General features: G+C 71.4%; 13 protein-coding genes, 1 tRNA gene and 1 pseudogene. 8 read left to right on the top strand and 7 right to left on the bottom strand.

Features of this window, described 5'->3' with window-relative positions:
• Positions 1-38 precede the first annotated feature (38 nt).
• From AB0J33_RS06260 to AB0J33_RS06250, 3 genes are all read left to right on the top strand, one after another.
• The gene (locus AB0J33_RS06260; RefSeq protein ID WP_363610487.1) at positions 39-761 is read left to right on the top strand and encodes a mechanosensitive ion channel family protein; all 723 of its coding nucleotides are present in this window, start codon (positions 39-41) and stop codon (positions 759-761) included.
• Between the two features lie 1,300 nt (positions 762-2,061).
• The gene (locus AB0J33_RS06255) at positions 2,062-2,433 is read left to right on the top strand and encodes a hypothetical protein (RefSeq protein ID WP_363610485.1); all 372 of its coding nucleotides are present in this window, start codon (positions 2,062-2,064) and stop codon (positions 2,431-2,433) included.
• A 29-nt stretch (positions 2,434-2,462) separates the two neighbouring features.
• Positions 2,463-3,065, top strand: a complete 603-nt coding sequence (locus tag AB0J33_RS06250; protein ID WP_363610483.1) for an endonuclease domain-containing protein — start codon at positions 2,463-2,465, stop codon at positions 3,063-3,065.
• Between the two features lie 850 nt (positions 3,066-3,915).
• On the opposite strand, the gene AB0J33_RS06245 is transcribed toward AB0J33_RS06250, so the two are convergent.
• The 5 genes and pseudogenes from AB0J33_RS06245 to AB0J33_RS06225 form a co-directional block, all read right to left on the bottom strand.
• Positions 3,916-4,578 carry a HEPN domain-containing protein gene (locus AB0J33_RS06245; protein ID WP_363610481.1) on the bottom strand — a complete coding sequence of 221 codons (663 nt, stop codon included), beginning with the start codon at positions 4,576-4,578 and terminating at the stop codon, positions 3,916-3,918.
• A 444-nt stretch (positions 4,579-5,022) separates the two neighbouring features.
• Positions 5,023-5,501 (bottom strand): annotated as a pseudogene (locus AB0J33_RS06240) (hypothetical protein); the annotation flags it as partial.
• 241 nt (positions 5,502-5,742) lie between these two features.
• The gene (locus AB0J33_RS06235; RefSeq protein ID WP_363610479.1) at positions 5,743-6,762 is read right to left on the bottom strand and encodes a tyrosine-type recombinase/integrase; all 1,020 of its coding nucleotides are present in this window, start codon (positions 6,760-6,762) and stop codon (positions 5,743-5,745) included.
• Positions 6,755-7,078, bottom strand: a complete 324-nt coding sequence (locus AB0J33_RS06230; RefSeq protein WP_363611353.1) for an AbrB/MazE/SpoVT family DNA-binding domain-containing protein — start codon at positions 7,076-7,078, stop codon at positions 6,755-6,757. Before AB0J33_RS06230 ends, AB0J33_RS06235 begins: the two co-directional genes overlap by 8 nt.
• A gap of 288 nt (positions 7,079-7,366) precedes the next feature.
• Positions 7,367-7,450 (bottom strand) — tRNA-Leu (locus AB0J33_RS06225).
• Between the two features lie 233 nt (positions 7,451-7,683).
• On the opposite strand from AB0J33_RS06225, the gene AB0J33_RS06220 reads away from it, so the two are divergent.
• The 5 genes from AB0J33_RS06220 (at position 7,684) to AB0J33_RS06200 (ending at position 17,684) form a co-directional block, all read left to right on the top strand.
• Positions 7,684-10,392, top strand: a complete 2,709-nt coding sequence (locus AB0J33_RS06220) for a tetratricopeptide repeat protein (RefSeq protein WP_363610477.1) — start codon at positions 7,684-7,686, stop codon at positions 10,390-10,392.
• Positions 10,393-10,563: 171 nt separating this feature from the next.
• On the top strand, positions 10,564-13,188 hold the full coding sequence (locus tag AB0J33_RS06215) for a fibronectin type III domain-containing protein (RefSeq protein ID WP_363610475.1): 2,625 nt from the start codon (positions 10,564-10,566) through the stop codon (positions 13,186-13,188).
• Positions 13,189-13,216: 28 nt separating this feature from the next.
• Positions 13,217-14,212, top strand: a complete 996-nt coding sequence (locus AB0J33_RS06210; RefSeq protein WP_030328647.1) for a MoxR family ATPase — start codon at positions 13,217-13,219, stop codon at positions 14,210-14,212.
• A gap of 14 nt (positions 14,213-14,226) precedes the next feature.
• Positions 14,227-15,393 carry a DUF58 domain-containing protein gene (locus tag AB0J33_RS06205; RefSeq protein ID WP_363610473.1) on the top strand — a complete coding sequence of 389 codons (1,167 nt, stop codon included), beginning with the start codon at positions 14,227-14,229 and terminating at the stop codon, positions 15,391-15,393.
• Positions 15,387-17,684 (top strand): transglutaminaseTgpA domain-containing protein, encoded by a 2,298-nt coding sequence (locus AB0J33_RS06200; RefSeq protein ID WP_363610471.1) that lies wholly within the window; start codon positions 15,387-15,389, stop codon positions 17,682-17,684. The genes AB0J33_RS06205 and AB0J33_RS06200 overlap by 7 nt, the downstream gene beginning before the upstream one ends.
• A gap of 139 nt (positions 17,685-17,823) precedes the next feature.
• On the opposite strand, the gene AB0J33_RS06195 is transcribed toward AB0J33_RS06200, so the two are convergent.
• A complete protein-coding gene (locus AB0J33_RS06195) occupies positions 17,824-18,615 on the bottom strand; it encodes an SDR family oxidoreductase (RefSeq protein WP_363610469.1) in 792 nt (263 codons plus the stop codon).
• Positions 18,612-19,595: an LLM class F420-dependent oxidoreductase gene (locus tag AB0J33_RS06190; RefSeq protein WP_363611351.1), complete on the bottom strand. Its 984-nt coding sequence runs from the start codon at positions 19,593-19,595 to the stop codon at positions 18,612-18,614. The genes AB0J33_RS06195 and AB0J33_RS06190 overlap by 4 nt, the downstream gene beginning before the upstream one ends.
• Positions 19,596-19,651: the final 56 nt, after the last annotated feature.

Below are 19,651 nucleotides of genomic sequence, written 5' to 3'. Positions count from 1 at the left end.
AGGAGAGGCGGCATCGGGATCACGGTGAACGGCCTCTGATGCGTACCGCGTTGATCGTGTTGGCCACGCTGGCGACGGCCGTGCTCGTGGACGTGGTCGCCGGCGTGCTGATCCGCCGAGCGGCCCGCGGCCGCTACAGGTGGCTGCTGGAACCGTTGCGGGACGCCTGCCGCCGCCCGGCGGCAGCGGTCCTGCTCGCCGGCGCGCTGCACTACGCGCTGCCGCCCGGACCGGCCGATTGGCAGCGTCATCTGCGGCACGCCAACCTGCTGGTGCTGATCGCCGCCAGCGCGTGGCTGCTGATCCGAACGTTGAGCGTGGTCGAGACGGTCTCGTTCAGCAAACTGCCGAGCGATCTGGTTACCAGCCGACGCATCCGACGGGCCCGCACCCAGATCCGCCCCGTGCGGCGGCTCACCGTCGCCGTGGTCACGATCGTCGCGATCGGCCTGATCCTGATCACCTTTCGGCCGGTACGCCTCTTCGGCATCTCCGTGCTCACGTCGGCGGGCGTGGTCGGCGCACTTATCGGCCTATCCGCCCGAACGGCGCTCGGCAACGCGTTCGCCGGCGTCCAGGTTGCCTTCGCCGACGGTCTGCACGTCGGTGACGTGCTGGACGGCGGGTTACCTGCCTGCTGGTCGAGATCGACCGGGCAACGGTCGATCACGGCCGCGGCGATGTCGGTCAACGCCGAGCGCGTGAGCTTGCCCAGGGACCGGGGATCCACCGGATCCGGTCGGGCAAGCACCGGGTCATAGGGCACCCGCCCCAGATGGCCAGCCGCCTGCCGCGCCAGATGCTCGAGCGCCCGTACTTCCCGCGCTGTGGTGTGCGAGGTCGCCATCACGACCACCACCGCGGCGTCCGCCACCTCGGTCAGGCCCACGGCCCGCAGGTGCGCCAGCAGACGCATGGTGTGCTGCAACGAGTCGACCGATGCCCTTGCTACGAGCACTGGCACGGTCGCCCAGCCCAAGGCCCGCCATGTCGGCGTGTTGTCCGCCGCCGGCAGGTCCAGCAGCGCCAGGGCGTACACCTCCCGCAGATGACCCACCACGCCGAACATCTCCGACCACGTCGGTGGGCGCCGCTGCGCGGTCATCTTGCTCTCACCGACCAACACCCGGAGCCCGGTCGGTCCCACCTGCATCACCTGCTCCGCCACCGCCGGTTCAGCAAGCCTCTCGGCGGCGAGCGTCGCGTCCCACACCGTCGCCGCACTGCCGCGAGGCACCCGGTGCCCCAGCCCGCCCCACGCACGGCCGGTGGCGTCCGCTGCCACGATCGGGGCCGGGCTGGCAAGCGCTAGGATCCCGCCGAGCGCCGCTGTGAGCGTCGAACGTCCGGCGCCGCCGTCGGCCGAGGACACACAGACCAGCGGACAGCCAGCCCGTAGGGCCGCCGTGCGCAGCCACAATGTCTCCACTCGGCTGCCCGCCCCGAATTCCCGAGGAATCTCCCGGAGTTCGGTCGTCGGGCTTTGTTCCCGCCAGGGCGCCGCAGCCTCTCGGCCTTGAGCGGACTCTCTTTCAATCGAAGGCCGCGCTGGCGGGACGGGTGCAGCCCGTCCCGCCAGCTCCCCTCGCCCGCTGGTAGCCGGATCCTCCGCGGAGGTTCCGGTTCCAGCGGGCGAGCCGGCCCGCTCGTTTGCTGCGTCCACGTTCGCCTCCCCCAAGGCTTGTCGAACAGCACAGGCCGACGCCGGCTTGACCCGGCGCGGACCGGTCCCCCGCTACCGTCACGACCTGAACGTTGGTCACACGAGCGGGCCAGCGGCGATCGCGTTGCCGCGCGGCTTCGCGACCCCCGCAGAACGAATCGGGGCCTCAGACCCCCTCCAACGAGGCCAACCGATGCGCTACCGTCTACCTACATAGATTTGGCTTGGGGCCAAATCTATGTGGCTTCGGCACAGAGAGCTAAGCACACCTCGCACGGAAGTTCCACATATAGTTGGGATCCGACCACATATAGTTGGAGTCTGGTGCCATGGGGGGACCAAGCGAGCAGCCACAACGTGGCCCGAGCTCGGCGCTAGTCAGAGACAGACTTCGAGAGTTGTACGCGCGTAAGCGCCCGGGCAGGGGGCCCTACACCGACGCCGAAGTAGCTCAGGCCCTCACCGCCAAGGGCCATCGCATCTCCGAGGAGACCGTGCGGAGACTGCGGACTGCTGAACACTCCAACCCGACGGCCTCAACGCTGACGGCGCTCGCCGAGTTCTTCGGGGTCAAACCAGGCCACTTCCTGGACCCCTCGGAAGACGACGCAGACATACCCGACCCGAAGGTGCAGGTGATGATGCGCTCCATCCAAGACCTGTCGCCCGAAGGCCGCGAGGGCATCGCCGCGATCATCCAAAACGTCCTGAGGATGGAGCAAGCCGCCCAGGCCCCCTCCCCGACGAAGCTCGATCCAAAGTCCAAGTGACCAGCCCAAACCTTCAAGCACGTGTACCTGTGGCGGACAAACGTCACGGTGACGAAGGCTGGCCCCACCACGTGCCGCCGGCGACAGCCACACCGCCGGCACTGATCACTGTGGACGCGGAATGGTGGGCGGTGTGCTCCCTCCGCCTGCCAACTCGGGCACTGACTCGGCATCGGCTCACCGCCGAGCGGTACCGGGCTCTTCGCGCCCAGTACCACGGCGTGTGTGCACTCTGCAGCCGCGGGAACTTCTACGCCAACCAGCCTGCACCGCTGTTCATCGACCACGACCACCTTTGCTGCCCCGACCACCACAACACCTGCGGCTCGTGCGTGCGCGGCTTGCTCTGTTCCGGATGCAACGGCTGGCTGGGCGCGTTGGAACTGTGGGGCAAGGTTCCCGGACTCAACGACGACGGCAACTGGTTGCGGGCTGCTGTTGCCTACCTCGACCGGGCCGGCTGCGCGCTCACCGCCGACCGGAAGACGGCCACAGTGGCGCTGCACCACCGCAAGGTGGCGTTGTGGGATCCACCGTGTACGTGCCGGGTGTGTGATCCAGGTTGGGAGCAGCGCCGCGCTGGCCGCCGTGCGCGCGGGCTCAGCCGAATCGCCGAAGCGCGATCACGCTGAGCCATCCCCGGCCGCAGGCCGCGCACCCACCTTGGCCTGCGTCCGCCGGATGGTCTGCCCAGACTCGGCGAGAACGGACAGTTGCCCCGCGGCGCTGGTGATGGGCGCGGCCTCTCACTCTCGCAGCGAGCCACCCGCACATCGCGAAGCCGCAGCCTGGCCGACACCCAGCCCTGCGGAATGCATGCCCACCACCGGCCGCCGTCAGAATCGCGACCCCACATCGCGGGCGAACCTCTTGCGGCGAACCTTCGGACTCCACCCCCGCGCCGTGGGGCCGTCCGCCCACCCCCAAGCTGCGGGACGTCGCAGCCTGGATGGTCGGTGCCGCACACCGACCACCCTGTCGCCGCTACCCCGTGATGAACCGGAGGGCGATATCCACAACCCGGACGACGATCCCGGTCAGCGTCAACGCCTGATCCCCGGTCAGACGCTGACGCTTCCCTGGTCGAGCCGCGTCCCGCTTCACTCTCTTAGCCCTGCGCATGCCGAACTCCTTCGATCGTGGACGCCCCTCGGGCATCCGATGAATGAGAGATCGGCATTTGGTGCGAGTAACCCCCGGAAATACAGGACGCGCAAAACGTGAGCCTCACCACATGTCGGCGTACGGCTTGAAGTGCAGAGCCGCGTACGCCACGAAGTAACAGCAAAAATCGATGTCGGTCCGCCTGCGGGAGTGATTCGGGAACGTCCGTCGAGTACGCCAAGTCACGGCGCGCGGGCGACGGCGGTGTCCGGATTTGCCGAGTTGTTTATGCGACACCACAATGGCCGAACCGGGTTCGGTCGATGCTTCGGAGGCGAAGGTCTATCTCGCCCCTCAGGTCGCAAACTACCGCTTCTGTCACCAAAGGGACTCGCCCGTGGCCTTCTTCACCGCAGTATTGATCCTGCCGCCTGTTTTTCCGACCAACTCCTTGACGTGTTGATAGTAGTCCGTCACCTCTGCTTTCTTCACTGACGCCGAAGCCGATCCACGGTGTGCGATTGCCCCTCGGAGCGAGACGTACTTGTCGAGTTTCAGTCTCGCCTGATCGGCTGACATGCCTTTCCATTTCCATGAACCAGAAATCCGCGTGAGACCTAAGGATTTGTCAAAAAGATCGTCAATCTGCGCTGACTTCGGCGTGTTGAGGCGTTTGTTGCGCTCCTCCTGCATGAGCGCTAGACGGTCTCTGATGACGCTGCGCCAGCCGTCTCCACTCAAGCGCCAGACTGCTAGGTCATGCTTCTCGGCCTCCAACTCCTTCGCCACGCTTTTTCTGAGTTCCGTGGGCAAGGATTCAGGCGACGCGCATTTCTCGACGAGGTGCCCCAGTGCCTCTGCAGCGATATCCTCGCAGTATGCCTCCCAGAACGAGGTGATTAAGACAATAGCAGATTTGTTGAGGACTTCGACCTCATATCTTCTGCCCCTACCCGTCCCGGTTAGCTGCACGTGGATATCCAGCAACTTTTCAACGTCCTTGCTGTTGCTGTCGAAAGCGCGGCGGGCATTGCTAGCCATTTACCGACGCGTCCTTCCCTGCTAGCGTTCATGGATGATTGCTATTATGGCGGACGCGTAGCCGGTTTGCGCTTGGAGGTGTGGGCCGGCCGTACGTTGTCATGCCGCGACTGGCGTGACTGCGGCCATCAACGCTGGTCGCGGCTCGGGCGTAACCATCGGCTGCAGCACGTCGTTGGGGATTGGCCGGTTGCTGCGGACACCCATGATCCTCGTACTGACTCAAGGATCATGTGCCGCGCCAGAAGACCGAGCAGCGGGCGCCTCTGTGTCCATCGCCCCAACCCGCCCTACTGGTCCTGTCGATGAGCCACTCGGGCCGCTTCCGACCCGCATCGCCCGCCACCGCACCGCACCTGTCGCCGACCGGGCGCCACGCAACGCGCAGGCGGTTGATCAGATCAACATCAGTCCGCGGCGACTCGCCTGCCGCCTGCACGGATTGAGGATCGGCACCGGATTGGGCTTCATCCGCTCCGGGTCGGCGTACGCCCTGCCGACAACCGGCGAGACATGGATGGCAAGACGGTGCGCTGCAAGGTAGGCGCTTACAGCACCGGCAGAATTGTTGCTGGCTACGCCACCATGAAGCCGGCCTGTCGGGCCGCCACGATGACCGTCCGGCCATACGGTGTCGGCTCGGCGGTCTCGACGGCCTGGCGCTCGCCCGCGCACAGCGCATCCTCAACCGCCCGTGTAGCGCTTTGGTCGCCTGTATCCCCCGTCTGGCGTAGCACCTCCAGCGGGTCCGGATCGCTGGATAGGTCAGCCGGCACATCGATGCCATGCCGGCGCAGCACGTCGACCAGTTCCGCGGCAACCTCCGGCGCAGGGTAGCCCGCGAAGATGCTGCATACAGGCCCATCGAAGAGGCTGCGGGCAACCGCTCTGGGGCCGGCCTTTCGGGCTGAGTTGTGCCGGATCTGTGCCAAACGATCAATGGCCAGCGTTTCCGCTGGCCATTGATTCTGGGTGGAGCTGAGGGGATTTGAACCCCTGAGCCCCTCGATGCGAACAAAGCGCTTGGGTGTCCATCGGGATTAGTAAGATCTCGAAGACACGATCGTCTGCGCCTGCTGAGGCAGCGGGGACGCACGCGTCCATCTGCACCCGCGACGGCTCGGCCCGTTCATCGCACGCGACGCGAGGCCCAGCCATCACGGGTCATGTCAGAGGGTGCGGTTCGTTGGTGAGCGCCGCCAAGGCAGCGGCAACCTCTTGCAGGGTGGCTCGCACGTAGGTTGCGGTGGTGCCGGCGTCACTGCCCCGTTCCGAATGACCGGCATAGGCACGTGCGACGCCGTAGCCGAAATTTCGCTCCACCCACGTGAGCGTCGTATGCCGCAGCCAGTGAGTGCTGATCTGCTGCACGTAGACCCAGGGCAAGTGCTCGCCCATGCGTACCCATAGGTGGTCGTAACGCCGGTAGGTGATGGGCTGCCCGTTGCGGTACCGCAGCAGTTGTCCGGTGTCCGTCGCGCCCCGCTCCTCGGCATGCCGTTGCAGATACCTCATGAGAGTCGGGGAAACTGGCTGCCACCGGACTGTGTCACCCTTCTCCCGAAGCAGGATGAGGCACTGATCCGGATCTAGATCGACCGGGCGAAGCGCCAGGGCTCCCCCGCGGCGACAGGCTGTCTCCGTGTGCAGTCTCAACAGCAGACTGTCGAGCGCTGGATCGTCACCAGTGCTCGCGGCAACGTCGTTGATCTCGGCTAGCCGAGTGTCCGCCACCGCTCGCCGCGTGCTTGGCAGACGTCGCGGCTTCGCCACCTTCAAGGCAGGGTTGTCCGACGCCGAGATGTAACCATCAGCAACTGCCCTCTTGTAGAGACACCGCAACGCGGCAATCAAATGCTCAGCGGCACTGCGGCCCCCGCGAGCATTCCGCCGAGCCACAACATGTGTCTTGACGTACTCGGCCAACCGCTCGATCTCCGAGGGCGTCGGCTCGTCCAGCCTGCGCTGCCCCCAGTGCTCCACCACACGATTCCAATAGGAACCGTAGGCACGTCGCGTCCCTGTCGTGACCGCAGCCGACACCACAGGGACGTACTCGGTGAAGGTCGGCGACGGAGGCCGATCCGCGGCGGCCTGCAGGAGATCAGCAGGCGAGATGCCCATCCGAGCAAGAAGCAACCGGGCGGCGTCCAACTCAGCCTGACTCGCTGCCGCGTCACTCATGATCGCCCCCGAACACCGCGTCATGGGTCTGCGTGATCATCTCGTCGAGCTTCGCCGGCGGGTACACCGCCAAGCGTGCACTGCCTGTTTCCGCCACGATGAGTACGCGGTCGCCCGCCGTGAGACCGCACCACTGACGGACCACTGCCGGCAGCCGAACGTGGCCCTCCTTCGTCACCTTGAAAACGCCCTGCTCGTCAGCTGATACGACGATCAGCCCTCGGCGCTCCCTGATGCTCAGTCGCAGTCCGGGGGTCCACTGGAGTTCCTTCATCACCGACGCGTCGGCGATACGACCCCGCGAATCAAGCGTCACCAAGCCATAGATGGCTGCGCGGCTTCGAGTTGCGGCAAGACTTGGAAGCGGCAGTGGAGGGCGCCTCATAGCTGCTGCGGGAGAGCCAGGAGCAGCGCGTACGCCGGACGCTGGCGCGGGCAGAACAACGGCGGGAATCGCTGATGAGCTGCTGCCGCGCGTCATCGTAGAACTCGCTCAGCGCCAGTCACCGAGAGTAGTGCTCGGCACAGTGTCGGATGGGTTTCAGCGGTGGTCAAGCATCCTTGACCACCGCCACGTCCATGTCGCACAGGTGATACGTTCTCGTGTCCGAGGGGGGACTTGAACCCCCACGCCCTATACGGGCACTAGCACCTCAAGCTAGCGCGTCTGCCATTCCGCCACCCGGACCTACACGTTCAGCCTACCTCGCCGACCAGATGATCTTTCCATCCGATGGTCGGCACGGCGGGCCGCACGGGGAGTTACTGTACACGCCGCTGGTGGATCATGCACATCGCCTTCCGGCGCCTCTTCCCCGGCGCTTCCGCCGCTCTTCGAGCCGCCTCGAAACGACCGCCGCGACACACCGTCGGAGCGTGTCCGGGTAGCGTCCGACGGCCCTCTGACGGCAGCATTGCCACGTGTCCCACCCCTCCCCCCTGGCAGCCGCCCAGCACCGAGCCCTCGCCCTGCGCGCCTCGGGCGACCTCAGCGCCGCCCGGCAACTGCTCGCGGAGGCCGTCGAATCCGCTCCCCCGCCGTACGGTGACGACCACCCGGAGATGCTGCACACCGCGCACGTGCTGGCCCGACTGCACCGGGAGGGCGACGACCCGCTCGCCGCGCGCCGGGTGTTGGAGGAGGCGTTCGCGGCGGGCGAACGGCGCTGGGAGCATTCCGAGCCGCTGATGCTCGCGCTCGCCTTCGAGCTCGCCGAGGTGGCGGAGGAGTTGGGCAACCGGCACGAGGCCCGGCGCAACTTCACCCGCGTCGCCACCGCCGGGCCCGCCGCGCTCGGCGAGAACCACCCTGCGGTACGCGCGGCCCGCGCCTACCTCGGCACACCCGCACCGATGCCGGGCGAGCAGCACCCCGCGCCGCCGACGCCCACGGCGGCCCCCGTCGCCCCGGTGACCGAGGCCGGCGCCCGGTCGGCGTTGTCCGGCCCGACCCTGTCGCTGGCGACCCTGGCCGCGATGCGGCCGTCCTCTGGTGGCCCCCCGGCCGCGGTCTCACCGTGGGCGCCGCCGCAACCGCCGGCCACGCCCCAGCCAACCCCTCCAGCGGTACGCGCACCCGCCGCACCCACGGCGCCGGGTGGCGTCGCCGCGTCGCCGGTCTCAGTCCATCGAGCGGGCGGCCCGGCCACGGCTCATCGTGCCGTTGGCCGCGATGTCGGCCCCATGCCCGATCATCTCCCGCAACGTGCCACGGAGCTGCCGGCCGGGCCCGTACGACCGGCCGGTGGACCGGTACCCCGGCCGAGGGTCGACGGGCCGCCGACACCACCGTCCGCGCCGCGGCCACCGCACTCCGAGCAACGGCCGCCGTCTGGCCCGGCCGTGGCTCCGCGTCAGCGGATGGGCGATCGGGTCACCCCACCGACGGCGGTCGCGCCGCCCCAGCCGTCGACCCCAACCGCGCCCCCGTCCACCGCCCCGCCGGCACCACCGGCGGTGCCGGCACCTCGCTGGGACAACCCCACCATTCAGGTACGGCAGATCGAGCCGCTGCTGGCCGAGGAGGCCGGCCGTGTCGAGGCCCGGCCAACCGTGCCGAACGAATCGCACAGGGTGTCCGGCGCCGAGGCGACAGCACCACGTGGGCCCGCCCCGACCGGCGACCATCCCGGGCGGGCGTACCCGATGGGCGGACCACCAGCCCTGCCCGTCAACTCACCACCCGCGACCCCGCAGCCGATCCCGGTGGACCCCAGCCACCCGAGTCCGGTCTCCGGACCACCGGCCCAGCTCTACCCCGTCTCCGGGCCACCCGGCTACGGCGACCCCGTCTCCGCACCACCAACCGCGCCCTACCCCGTATCCGCACCGCCCGGCTACGGCGAGCCCGTCTCCGCACCACCAACCGCGCCCTACCCCGTCTCCGGACCACCCGGCTACGGGGAGCCCGTCTCCGCACCGCCCGGGCACACCTACCCGGTGTCCGCTCCGCCCGGGTTCGGGCCGCCGGTCTCCGGGCCGCCCTACGGACAACCTGTTTCGGCGCCCCCGGTGAGTGCGCCACCCGTACCGCCGTGGGGGTTGACCGCACCGCCCTGGAGCAGCGGTGCCCCACCGCAGGCGCTACCGACTTCCAGTGCGGACTCCGCCGAGCGGACCATGCTGGATGGACAGACCACGCTGGATGGCGCCGGCGCCGCATCCGGGCCGGGCATCGTGGACGCGTCGGTGACGCCGGTTCGGATCGCACCGTCCGACCAGACCGAGGTGATCCCGGTCGTGCCGCCGCAGCGAGGCCCGGCCGGAGTTGCGGACGGGCCGACCCGACCCGTCGCCGCCCAGCCCACCCCGGTGACCGCACACCCGAATCCCACCACCACCCAGGCGGGTCCGAGCAACGCTCACGCGGGTCCGAGCATCACTCAGGCCGGTCTGAGCAACGCTCACGCGAACCCCGTCGCCGCGCCGGGCGGCCTGGGCGGTGGGTCGGCCGGGTCGGCGACGTCGGCCTGGTCACCGGGTGTGGGCACCGAGCCGGCGGTGTCGGCGCCGGCCGCGCCGCTGGCGGCCGGGCACTACCACCAGGACCAGCGACTGGCGCAGACGCAGCACCCGATGCCGTACCCGGGTCAGCAGTACCATCCGGCGCCGGAGCCGTACCGGCCGGCGTACGCCGATGAGAGCGAGTCGACGGGCCGCAACCGGACGGCGCTGATCGGCGCGGTCGTGGCGGCCGGGGTGGCCGTCGTGGCGGTGGCCGGCCTGGGCGCGGTGGTGCTGACCCGCGACGACCCTCCGTCGAGCGGGACCGCACCGACGGCGGCGGCGTCGGTGTCGGCGCCGACGGCAGCCAGGCCCGCGCCCGGCGACCTGAGGCTGCGGGACGACTCGGCCACGATCACGCTGACCTGGACGGACCCGACCGGCGGCGCGGTGCCGTTCATGGTCGCCGCCGGCCGGGCCGGGCAGGCGCTGGGCGTGATTGCCACCGTGGACCCGGGGCGGACGAGCTACACGGTCAACGGGTTGAACTCCCGGGTGGACCACTGTTTCACCGTGTTGGCGGTCTACTCGACTGACAGCTTCGCGACTTCGGGACAGGTCTGCACCGCGCGGGAGCGCACCAACCCGTCGAGCGGGGCGCCCTCGGGCCGACCGACGCCGCGCTGAACCCGCCGCGACGGGGCTGAGCTGGCCGTCCACAACGCACACGCTCGGTATCCACAGGGGTGACCGTGCGGGTTCCCCCGCCATCGGCAGCGCCATATGATGGCACCCGGCTCAGGGGAGGGGTTGCCGCGAGGCGCACCACCTGCCACGACTCAGGGAAGGCAGCCGGCTGTGGCCAGCATCGACGACGCCGTACCGACCGAGGCCCCCCGCTCCCGGTCCCGGCTACGCGGCGGGCTGGTGACCGTCGGCACGGTCGCCGCGCTGCTGGCCGCCATGGGGCTGACCGTCCTCGGGTTGGGCGCGGCGGACAACGCGGTGGCCAACTACGACGCGAGTTCCTGGTTGTGGAGCGCGGCGCGCAGCGAGCTGGCCCGGGTCAACGGGGTCACCGCCCGGGTGGATACTCGCACCGAGATTCCCGGTGCCCGGCAGCACCCGATGCAGGTCACCCAGACCGACCGGCTGTTGCTTCTGCGTGACCTGCAGACCGGGCAGGTCAGCTCACTGGACCTGGCCACCCTCCAGCTCAGCGCGACCAGCCGGACCACCCCCGGCCTGGGTGTGAGCGTGGCCCTGCACGAGGACGCGGCGTTCGTCGTCGACGCCGTGCAGGGCATCGTGCGGCAGTTGGATCCGCGATCGTTGACCCCGGTCGGTGAGCCGGTGCGTTACCCGCCAGGCATCACCGGTGGCACGTTCGACGGCGAGGGTCGGCTCTGGATCGCGGTGCCCAGCCAGGGCACCGTCTCGGCGATCACCGCCGCGAAGCTGCCGTCCGCGCCGGTGACGGCGGCGCCCGCGGGTGCCGGGCTCAGCCCGCGGCAGGTCGAGTCGTACGACGTCGCCGACGCCAGCCACGAGCTGGTGGTCTCCACCCTGGACGACGGTGTGGCGGTGCTCGACCGGACGGCCGGGAAGCTGGTGCGGGTGCAGCGCGGTGAGGTCCACCCGATGCCGCTGACGCTGTCCGGCCCGGCGGCGCTGCCCGCGCGCACCAGTGGGCCCCGGGTTCCGGTCACGGTCACCGCCGAGCGGCGGGTGCTGCTGGTGGGTGACGGTGGTGAGGAGAGCGCGTTCACCGTCCCGGGCGAGGGCGATGGGCTCAGCCCGGCGGTGGCCTGGGCGGACCGGTTCTACTGTGCCGATGAGGCCACCGGCATCATCTACTCCTTCGACGCGGCGGGAAAGTTGGTCGAGACCATCCGTGGGCGGCCCAATGGGCCGCTTGAGCTGGAGGTCCGGGAAAACCACCTGTTCATCAACTCCCCCGACTCGGCGACCGCCCGGGTGGTGGACGACAAGCACCAGGTGCGCGAGGTCGACAAGTACGCCAACGACGTGCTCGGTGGTGACCCGCCGCCGGTCCCCCCGCCGCCGCCTCCGCCGAAGAAGCCCCGGGTGGGCAAGCCGAGCGCGCCGCGTAGCGTCACTGCCGCCGCCGGCAACGCCCAGGCGCGGGTGAGCTGGCGGCCGGCCGCCGCCAACGGGGCCGAGATCATCAAGTACGTGGTGGAGGGCGCCGGCCAGCGGCTGGAGGTCGGCGCCAATCAGCGGGCGGTGGAGGTCAAGGGCCTGACCAACGGCGAGACGTACCGGTTCGCGGTGCACGCGGTCAACGCCAAGGGCGACGGCCCGCCGCGCAACAGCAACCCGGTGACGCCGACCGCCGCGGTGCCCGACGCGCCGGCGAGCGTGACCGCGCAGGAGCGGCCGGACGGCACGGTGCTGGTGAAGTGGCCGGCCGCGAACGGCCAGGGCAACACCATCGCGAGGTACGCGGTGACGGCCAGTTCGGCGGGAACGAACGCGCCGGCCGGCGAGTCGACCAAGACGGAGCTGGTGGTGCCCGCCGGTGAGCTGGAGTACGGCACCCAGTACGCGTTCACGGTGGTGGCGATCAACAGTAAGGGCGCCGGGTCGGCGGCGTCTCCGGTCAGCAACACGGTGGTGCCCTTCGCCGCACCCGGTCGACCGCTGGATCTGCGCGCCGGCACGGTCGCCAACCAGCCGGGCGCGGTGACGGTGCAGTGGGCGCCGGCCGAGGCCAACGGTCGGCCGGTGACGAAGTACCTGGTGGACGTCGGTGGGCGGGTCAGCGAGGTGACCGACACCCGCGCGACCGTCACCGGGCTGGGCAACGGCCAGAACGTCACGGTGAAGGTGAAGGCGGTCAACGAGGCGGGGCCGGGCCCGGAGGCCACCGCCACCGCCCGTACGGTGGCCGAGCCTCGGGTCACGGTGACGGGCTCGTCGTCGACGGCCACCGGGGCGACGGTGACGTTCACCGTGGACGCCGGCGGCGGTCAGGCCACCTGCTCACTGAGCACGGCCGGCGAGCCGGCGAAGACCGGTGCGTGCTCCAGCATCACGATGGCGGGCCTGACGCCGGGCACTGACTACACGTTCACGGTGACGGCGACCAACGCCGCCGGTAAGGGCACCGCGACGCGGGCGCAGAAGACGTTGCCGCTGTACGGCATCGCGACCTGCCGCAACGGCGCGTCCGGACCCGAGTCCACCTACTGCGACCGCGACCGGGAAGGCCGCAACGGAAACGAAATCTTCTCGGTCACCCGGCAGGACAACGACAAGCAGGTCGGTTGGGCGAAGCCGGGCCGCCGGTTGCAGGCGTACTGCAAGAAGTCTGGCGAAGAGGTCTACGCCTACATCTACAACGACGACAAGCGCAGCACCTGGTGGGTGCAGGTCGAGTTCGAGGGAAAGAACTACATCCCGTGGGCCTGGCTCAACCTGGAGGGCGGCGACAATATCAACACCCTGCCCACCTGTTGAGGACACCAGGCGAGGAGCACCACCGACCGTGAACACCCACGAGCCGCTCACCCAGCCGGAGGTGCAGGGCTTCGCCGCCCTGGCCGCCCGGCTGGCCGAGAACGTCAACGCGGTGGTGCTCGGCAAGCCGCAGGTGGTGCGGCTGGCGCTGACCGCGCTCTTCGCGCAGGGTCATGTGCTGTTGGAGGACGTGCCCGGGGTCGGTAAGACGACCCTGGCGCGGGCCATCGCCGCGACGGTGAAGGGTGAGTGGCGGCGCATCCAGTTCACGCCCGACCTGCTGCCCTCGGATGTGTCCGGGGTGACGATCTTCAACCAGGCGACCCGGGACTTCGAGTTTCATCCGGGGCCGGTCTTCGCCAACATCGTCATCGCCGACGAGATCAACCGGGCGTCGCCGAAGACCCAGTCGGCGCTGCTGGAGGTGATGGAGGAGCGGACGGTCACGGTGGACGGGGTCCGGCACCCGGTGCCGTCGCCGTTTCTGGTGGTGGCCACCCAGAACCCGGTGGAGATGGACGGCACCTACCGGCTGCCCGAGGCGCAGTTGGACCGGTTCCTGGTGAAGCTCTCCGTGGGGTACCCGGACGAGGCGGTGGAGGTGGAGGTGCTGCGCGGCGCGACGGTGCGTTCCCCCGAGGCGCTCGCGCCGGTCACCGACACCGCCACGGTCGGGGAGATGGTCCGGATGGCCCGGCGGGTGCACATCGCCGAGCCGCTGTACGCGTACGCGGTCCGGCTGGCCGCGGCCACCCGTACCCACCCGCAGGTGCGGGTCGGGGTCAGCCCCCGGGGTGTGATCGCGTTGACCCGCGCGGCGTGTGCGTACGCGCTGATCGACGGGCGGGGTTGGATCATGCCGGAGGATCTGAAGGCGCTCGCCGAGGCGGTGTTCGCGCACCGGCTGCTGCTCACCCCGGATGCCCAGGTGCGCGGGATGACCGCCGCGGAGGTGCTGCGTCAGGCCGTCGCCTCGGTGCCGGTGCCGCTGCCGTCGGGGCAGCCCGCTCCGGTGCAGGGCTGACCGGCAGTAGCGCGATGGGGATCACCGCCCGGGGGGTCGGGCTGCTCGTCGCGGCCGTGCTGCTGCTGGGGGCGGGTTTCCGGTTCGCGTACCCCGAGTTGACGTTGCTCGGCGCGGCGGCCGGCGCGGCCGTCGGCTACGCCGCGCTGGTCGCGGCGTGGCGCCCCCGGCTGACGGTGACCCGCCGCGCGGACCCGGACCGGGTGGCACGTGGCGAACCGGCGAGCATGACGTTGACCGTGCGCAACACCGGCCGGCTGCGCTCGGCGAACCTGCTGGCCGAGGACCGGTGCGGGGAGCGGACGGTGCCGGTGCCGGTGTTGCGGCTACGGCCCGGCCGGGACACCGAGGTCCAGTACGACGTGCCGACGCACCGTCGGGGGGTGGTGCCGGTCGGTCCGCTGCGGGTGACGCGACGTGATCCGCTGGGGTTGGTGGCGCTGGCCCGCCCGTACGGTGCGGCGGTGCCGGTCTGGGTGCACCCCCGGATCCATCCGTTGACGGCGGTGCCCACCGGGGCGGGGCGCAGCCTCGACGGCCGGGTGGACGGGGTCCCGCACGGGTCGATCACGTTCAACTCGTTGCGGGAGTACGTGGTCGGCGACGAGCTGCGCCGGGTGCACTGGCGGACCAGCGCCCGGGTGGGTGAGCTGATGGTGCGGGAGAACGTGGACACCAGCCTGCCGCGCCTGGTCGTCCTGCTGGACAATCGGGTCGCCGCGCATCCGCAGCGGGTCGGTGGGGTGGCGGAGTCGTTCGAGTCGGCCTGTGAGGCGGCGGCGTCGATCGTCACCGCCGCGCACCGCGCCGACCTGCCGGTGCTGTTGCTGTTCGCCGCCGCGGATCCGACGGACCCGGCACCGCCCGCCGGGGAGACCGCGCTGGGGCCGCTGGATCGGCTCGCCGCCGCCGACTTGTCCGACGATGGTGACGCGGTGCGCGCGGCTACCACCCGGCTGCGGCAGGACCGACTCGGCGACACGTTGATCTTCCTGACCGGGCCGGGTGGCCGGGACGAGTTGGGGCACGTCGGGGCGCTGCGCGGGGCGTATCCGTCGGTGGTGGTCGGGGTGTTCGGCGCGGTCGAGCCGACGCCGCCGGGCGCCGCCGGCCTGGTGGTCGTCGACGCGGCGGACGGCGCGCGGTTCGCCGCCGAGTGGGACGGGGTGCGCCGGTGGTGACGCGGGCCGGGCGGGTGCTGCGGGCGGCGGTCCTTCCGCTGGCGCTGATCGGGCTGACGGCGCTCGCCGGGGTGGTGCTCGGCCGGGTGTACGCGGGCGGCCTGTTGACCTGGCTGGTCGTTGGCGCGGCGGCGGGTTCGGTGCTGGTCAGCGTGGCCGCCCGGCGGCTGCCGTCCTGGCTGGTGGCGCCGGTGTCGGTCGCCGCGATGGCCGGTTGGACACTGTGGTCGCTGCGGTTGACCGCGACCCGCGCCGAGGTGCCGGGCGGCCTGTTGGAGGTCACCGCGGACGCCGCCCGCAACGGCATTCCCCGGCTGCTCACCGCGATGATCCCGGTGGAGCCCACCCCGGACACGGTGCTGGTGCCGGTTGTCGCCGCCTGGCTGGCCGGGCTGGCCGGCGCGGAGGTGGCGTTGCGCACCGGCCGGGTGCTGCTGGGGTACCTGCCGGCGGCGGGGCTGTACGCCGCGGCGCTCTACGTGGTCGGCCCGAACGCCGAACCGGCGGTCGGGGCGACGCTGGCGTTCGTCGCGGTCGCGGCGGTCGGCCTGGCGACGCCCACCCGGACGGCGTCGGGCGGCGGTGATCCGACCGCCGACCTGACCCCCGGGGTACGCGCGGCGGTGCGGCTGCGGCTGGCCGGCAGCGCGGCGCTCGGGGTGGCCCTGGTGGTCGGGCTGGTCGCGTTGCTCGGCCCGGTCGTCGCCGGGCAGGTCGACGGGCGGCCGGTGGACCCGCGCCGGTACGTGGAGCCGCCGCAGGTGCAGACGCTCGACGAGAACCCGTTGATCCGGATCTCCGGTTGGGCGTTGCACCCGGAGCAGAAGCTCCTCGACGTGAGCACGGAAGGCGCCGCCGCCAGCGCCGCGCCGGAGGTTGACCCGGCGGCGGACACCTCTCGCGGTGCGCGGATCCGGTTGGCGGTGCTCAGCGACTACGACGGGGTGACCTGGCGGGTCGGCGCGACGTACCGCAACGCCGGTCGGATCCTGCCGGCCGCCGTCCCGGCCCGCGACAGCACCGTGCAGACGGTCCGGCAGCAGATCAGCGTCGCCGAGTTGAGCGGTCGGCTGCTGCCCGCCGTGGCGACGCCCCGCGAGGTCAGCGGCGCGCGGGTGGCGTACGACCCGGCGAGCGGGACGCTGATCCGGCCGGAGGGGCTGACGCCGGGGCTGCGGTACACGGTGACCTCCGCCGAGGAGCGTCCGGAGGCGAACCTGTTGCCCACCGCGAACGTGCCCGCCGGGGACGAGGTGGCCCGGGTGCTGCGGGTCGCGGACGGGGTGCCCGACCCGATGCGTCGGCTGGCGGCGCAACTCGCCGAGGAGAACGGGGCGCCGTTCGCGCGGGCGTCGGCGATCGAGCAGTTCCTGGCCGAGCACTACCGGGTGGCGGCGGACGCGCCGAGCGGGCACGCGTACCCGAATCTGGGTTTCTTCCTGTTCGGGCCGCGCAACGGCGGCGGGCAGGAGGGCACCTCGGAGCAGTTCGCGGCGGCGTTCGCGGTCCTCGGCCGGCTGTCCGGGCTGCCGACCCGGGTGGTGGTGGGTTTCCGGACCAGCGGGCGGGGGCCGGTGCTGGCCGGTGACGCGTACGCCTGGCCGGAGGTGCTCTTCGACGGGCTGGGTTGGGTGCCGTTCGAGCCGCTGCCCCGCCCGAACGAGGAGCCCCGGCCGGTGGAGGAGGATTTCCGCCCGACGCCGGAGGACCCGCCGCCGTCGGAGGTCCCGGCGCCCACCGCGGAGCCGAGCGTCTCGCCGGAGCCGCCAGCCGCCGCCGACGGCCCGCCGCGCCCGGACGGGGTTCCCACGCCGGTGCTGGTCGCCGGCGGTGGCGGTGGTTTGCTGCTGGTGGTGGGTGCGCTTCTGCTGACTCTGCTGGCGATGCGCCGATCCCTGACCCGCAGCCGGCTGGTGCGGGGCGACCCCGGCCAGCGCATCGCCGGCGCCTGGCGGGAGGTCACCGACGCGCTCCGGCTGGCCGGTCGACCGGTCGGGGGCGACCTGGCCGCCACCGAGGTCGCCGGGCACGCCCGCCAGGCCCTCGCCGACGCCCGGGCGGGTACGACCGGCGACGGTACCGCCGACGCCGCGCCGACCGTCGACGAGTTGGCGGCCCTGCTCAACCAGGTGGGTTTCGCCCCGGATGCCGCAACGCCCGACCAGGCGGCTCGGGCCGCCGAGGTGGCCACCGCCTACGTGGCCACGCTGCGCGAGGCCCGCCCCTGGTGGCGCCGCCTCATCTGGTCCGTGCACCCCACTCCCCTGCGCCGCGCCCGCAACCCGAACTAGGTCTACCGGGGCGGACGCACCCACCGCCCGCGCGATCTTGCACTTTCTGCCCCGGCGCAAGGGGGCATTGTGCGTGAATCGCCAACCGAAACTGCAAGATCGCCGAACTGGTCGTGGTGGGCTGGACCGGGTCAGGCGGTCAGGCGGTCAGGCGGCGGATCAGCTTGCGCATGCCGGCCTGCCAGCCGTCCGGGTCCTCGGCGCGGCGGCGGGCGTAGTCGGCGACCTCGGGGTGCGGCAGGATCAGGAAACGTTCCTCGGCCAGCCCGGCGATGGCCGCGTCGGCGACCTGGTCCGGGGTGAGCACCGCGCCGGACGCGGCGACCACCCGGGCGCCGAGGTGACCCTCGACGAGCCCGTCGGCGAGCATCGGGGTGTCCACCCCCTGGGGGCAGAGCGCGCTGACCCGGATGCCCCGGTCCCGGTAGGTGATGGCCAGCCACTCCGCGAACCCCACCGAGGCGTGCTTGGTCGCGGTGTACGGGGCGTCGCCGACGGCGGTCAGCACGCCCGCCGCCGAGCAGGTGTGCAGCAGGTGCCCGCCGCCCCGGGCGAGCATTCCGGGCAGCACCGCGCGGGCCGAGTAGACGTGGGCGAGCACGTTGACCCGCCAGGCGCGGTCCCAGCCGGCGTCGTCGACCTCCACTCCCCCGCCGGTGGTGATCCCCGCGTTGGCGCAGAACAGGTCGATCCGGCCGTACCGTTGCTCGGCGTCGGCGACCAGCGCGCGGACCTGCTCCTCGTCGGTGACGTCGAGGGCGCGGGCGTGCGCGACTGGGCCGATGCCCTCGGCCACCGCGCGGGCCGCGTCGGCGTCCAGGTCGGCGACCACCACGGCGGCGGCCCCCTCGGCGGCGAAGCGGCGCGACAGCGCCGCGCCGATGCCGCCGGCCCCGCCGGTCACCACGACGATCCGGTCGGTGAGGTTCACGCGGAAACCTCCACCGGGTTGGCGCCTAACCGGGCGATGAGGCTGAGCAGCGCGGTCGCGCCGCCGGCGGTGACCTCGGGGGTGGGCAGCAGCGCGAGGATCGGCACGTCCACCCCGTTGTCGGCGTAGCGGCGCACCTCGGCGCGGCACCGCTCCGGGGAGCCGTGCAGCACCAACGCGTCGACCACGTCGTCGGGCACGGCCGCGCTGGCGCCGCGCCGGTCACCGGCGGCCCAGGCCGCCCACATCGGCGCGAGGGTGTCGTCGCGGCCGAGCCAGCGGTGGAACTCGGCGTACGCCGGGACGGTGAGGTAGCTGGTGATGAGCCGGCGGCCCAGCGTCCGGGCGTACTCGGCGTCCTCGGTGGGGCAGACGAAGATCCGGGCGGCGACCTCGAACCCGGCGCGGCGTTCGCCCAGCTCGGACAGGGCACGGGGGACGTCGTCGGGGCTGAGCCAGTTGAGGATGACCCCGTCGGCCTCCGCCCCGGCCAGCCGGAGCATCCCCGGGCGCAGCGCGGCGAGCAGGATGGGCGGCGGCACCGCCGGCGGTCGTTCCAGCGTGAACCGGCGGACGGCGAACGTGTCGTAGACCTCGTCGACGGTCTCGCCGCGCAGCGCGGCGCGTAGGAAGCGCAGGACGTCGCGGGTGCGGCGGAACGGCTCGTCGAACGGCACCGCGTTCCAGTCCCGCACCAGCACGGGTGAGGACGCGCCGATGCCGAGCGAGAACCGTCCGGGTGCGGCGTCGGCCAGCGCCGCCGCGCTCATCGCCAACAGCGCGGGGCCCCGGGTGAAGACCGGCGTGATCGCGGTGCCGAGCCGCAACCCGGGTTGCCAGGCCGCGGCGAGCGCCAGCGGGGTGAACGCGTCGGCCCCGGCGACCTCGGACGACCACACGTCGGTGAACCCGGCCCGGTCGAGGGCCGCGTAGGCCGCGTCGTGGTGCGCCAACGCGATCCCGCCCAGCGGCACCGTCATGCCCCATCGATTCGTCACCGACCGATCGTGCCCGTTCCCGGGAGTACGGGCAAGAT

The sequence above is a fragment of the Micromonospora sp. NPDC049645 genome (assembly GCF_040675155.1).
Lineage (GTDB): Bacteria > Actinomycetota > Actinomycetes > Mycobacteriales > Micromonosporaceae > Micromonospora.
Note: the sequence above shows the minus strand (reverse complement) of the source record. Positions and strands in the feature narration are given on the sequence as shown.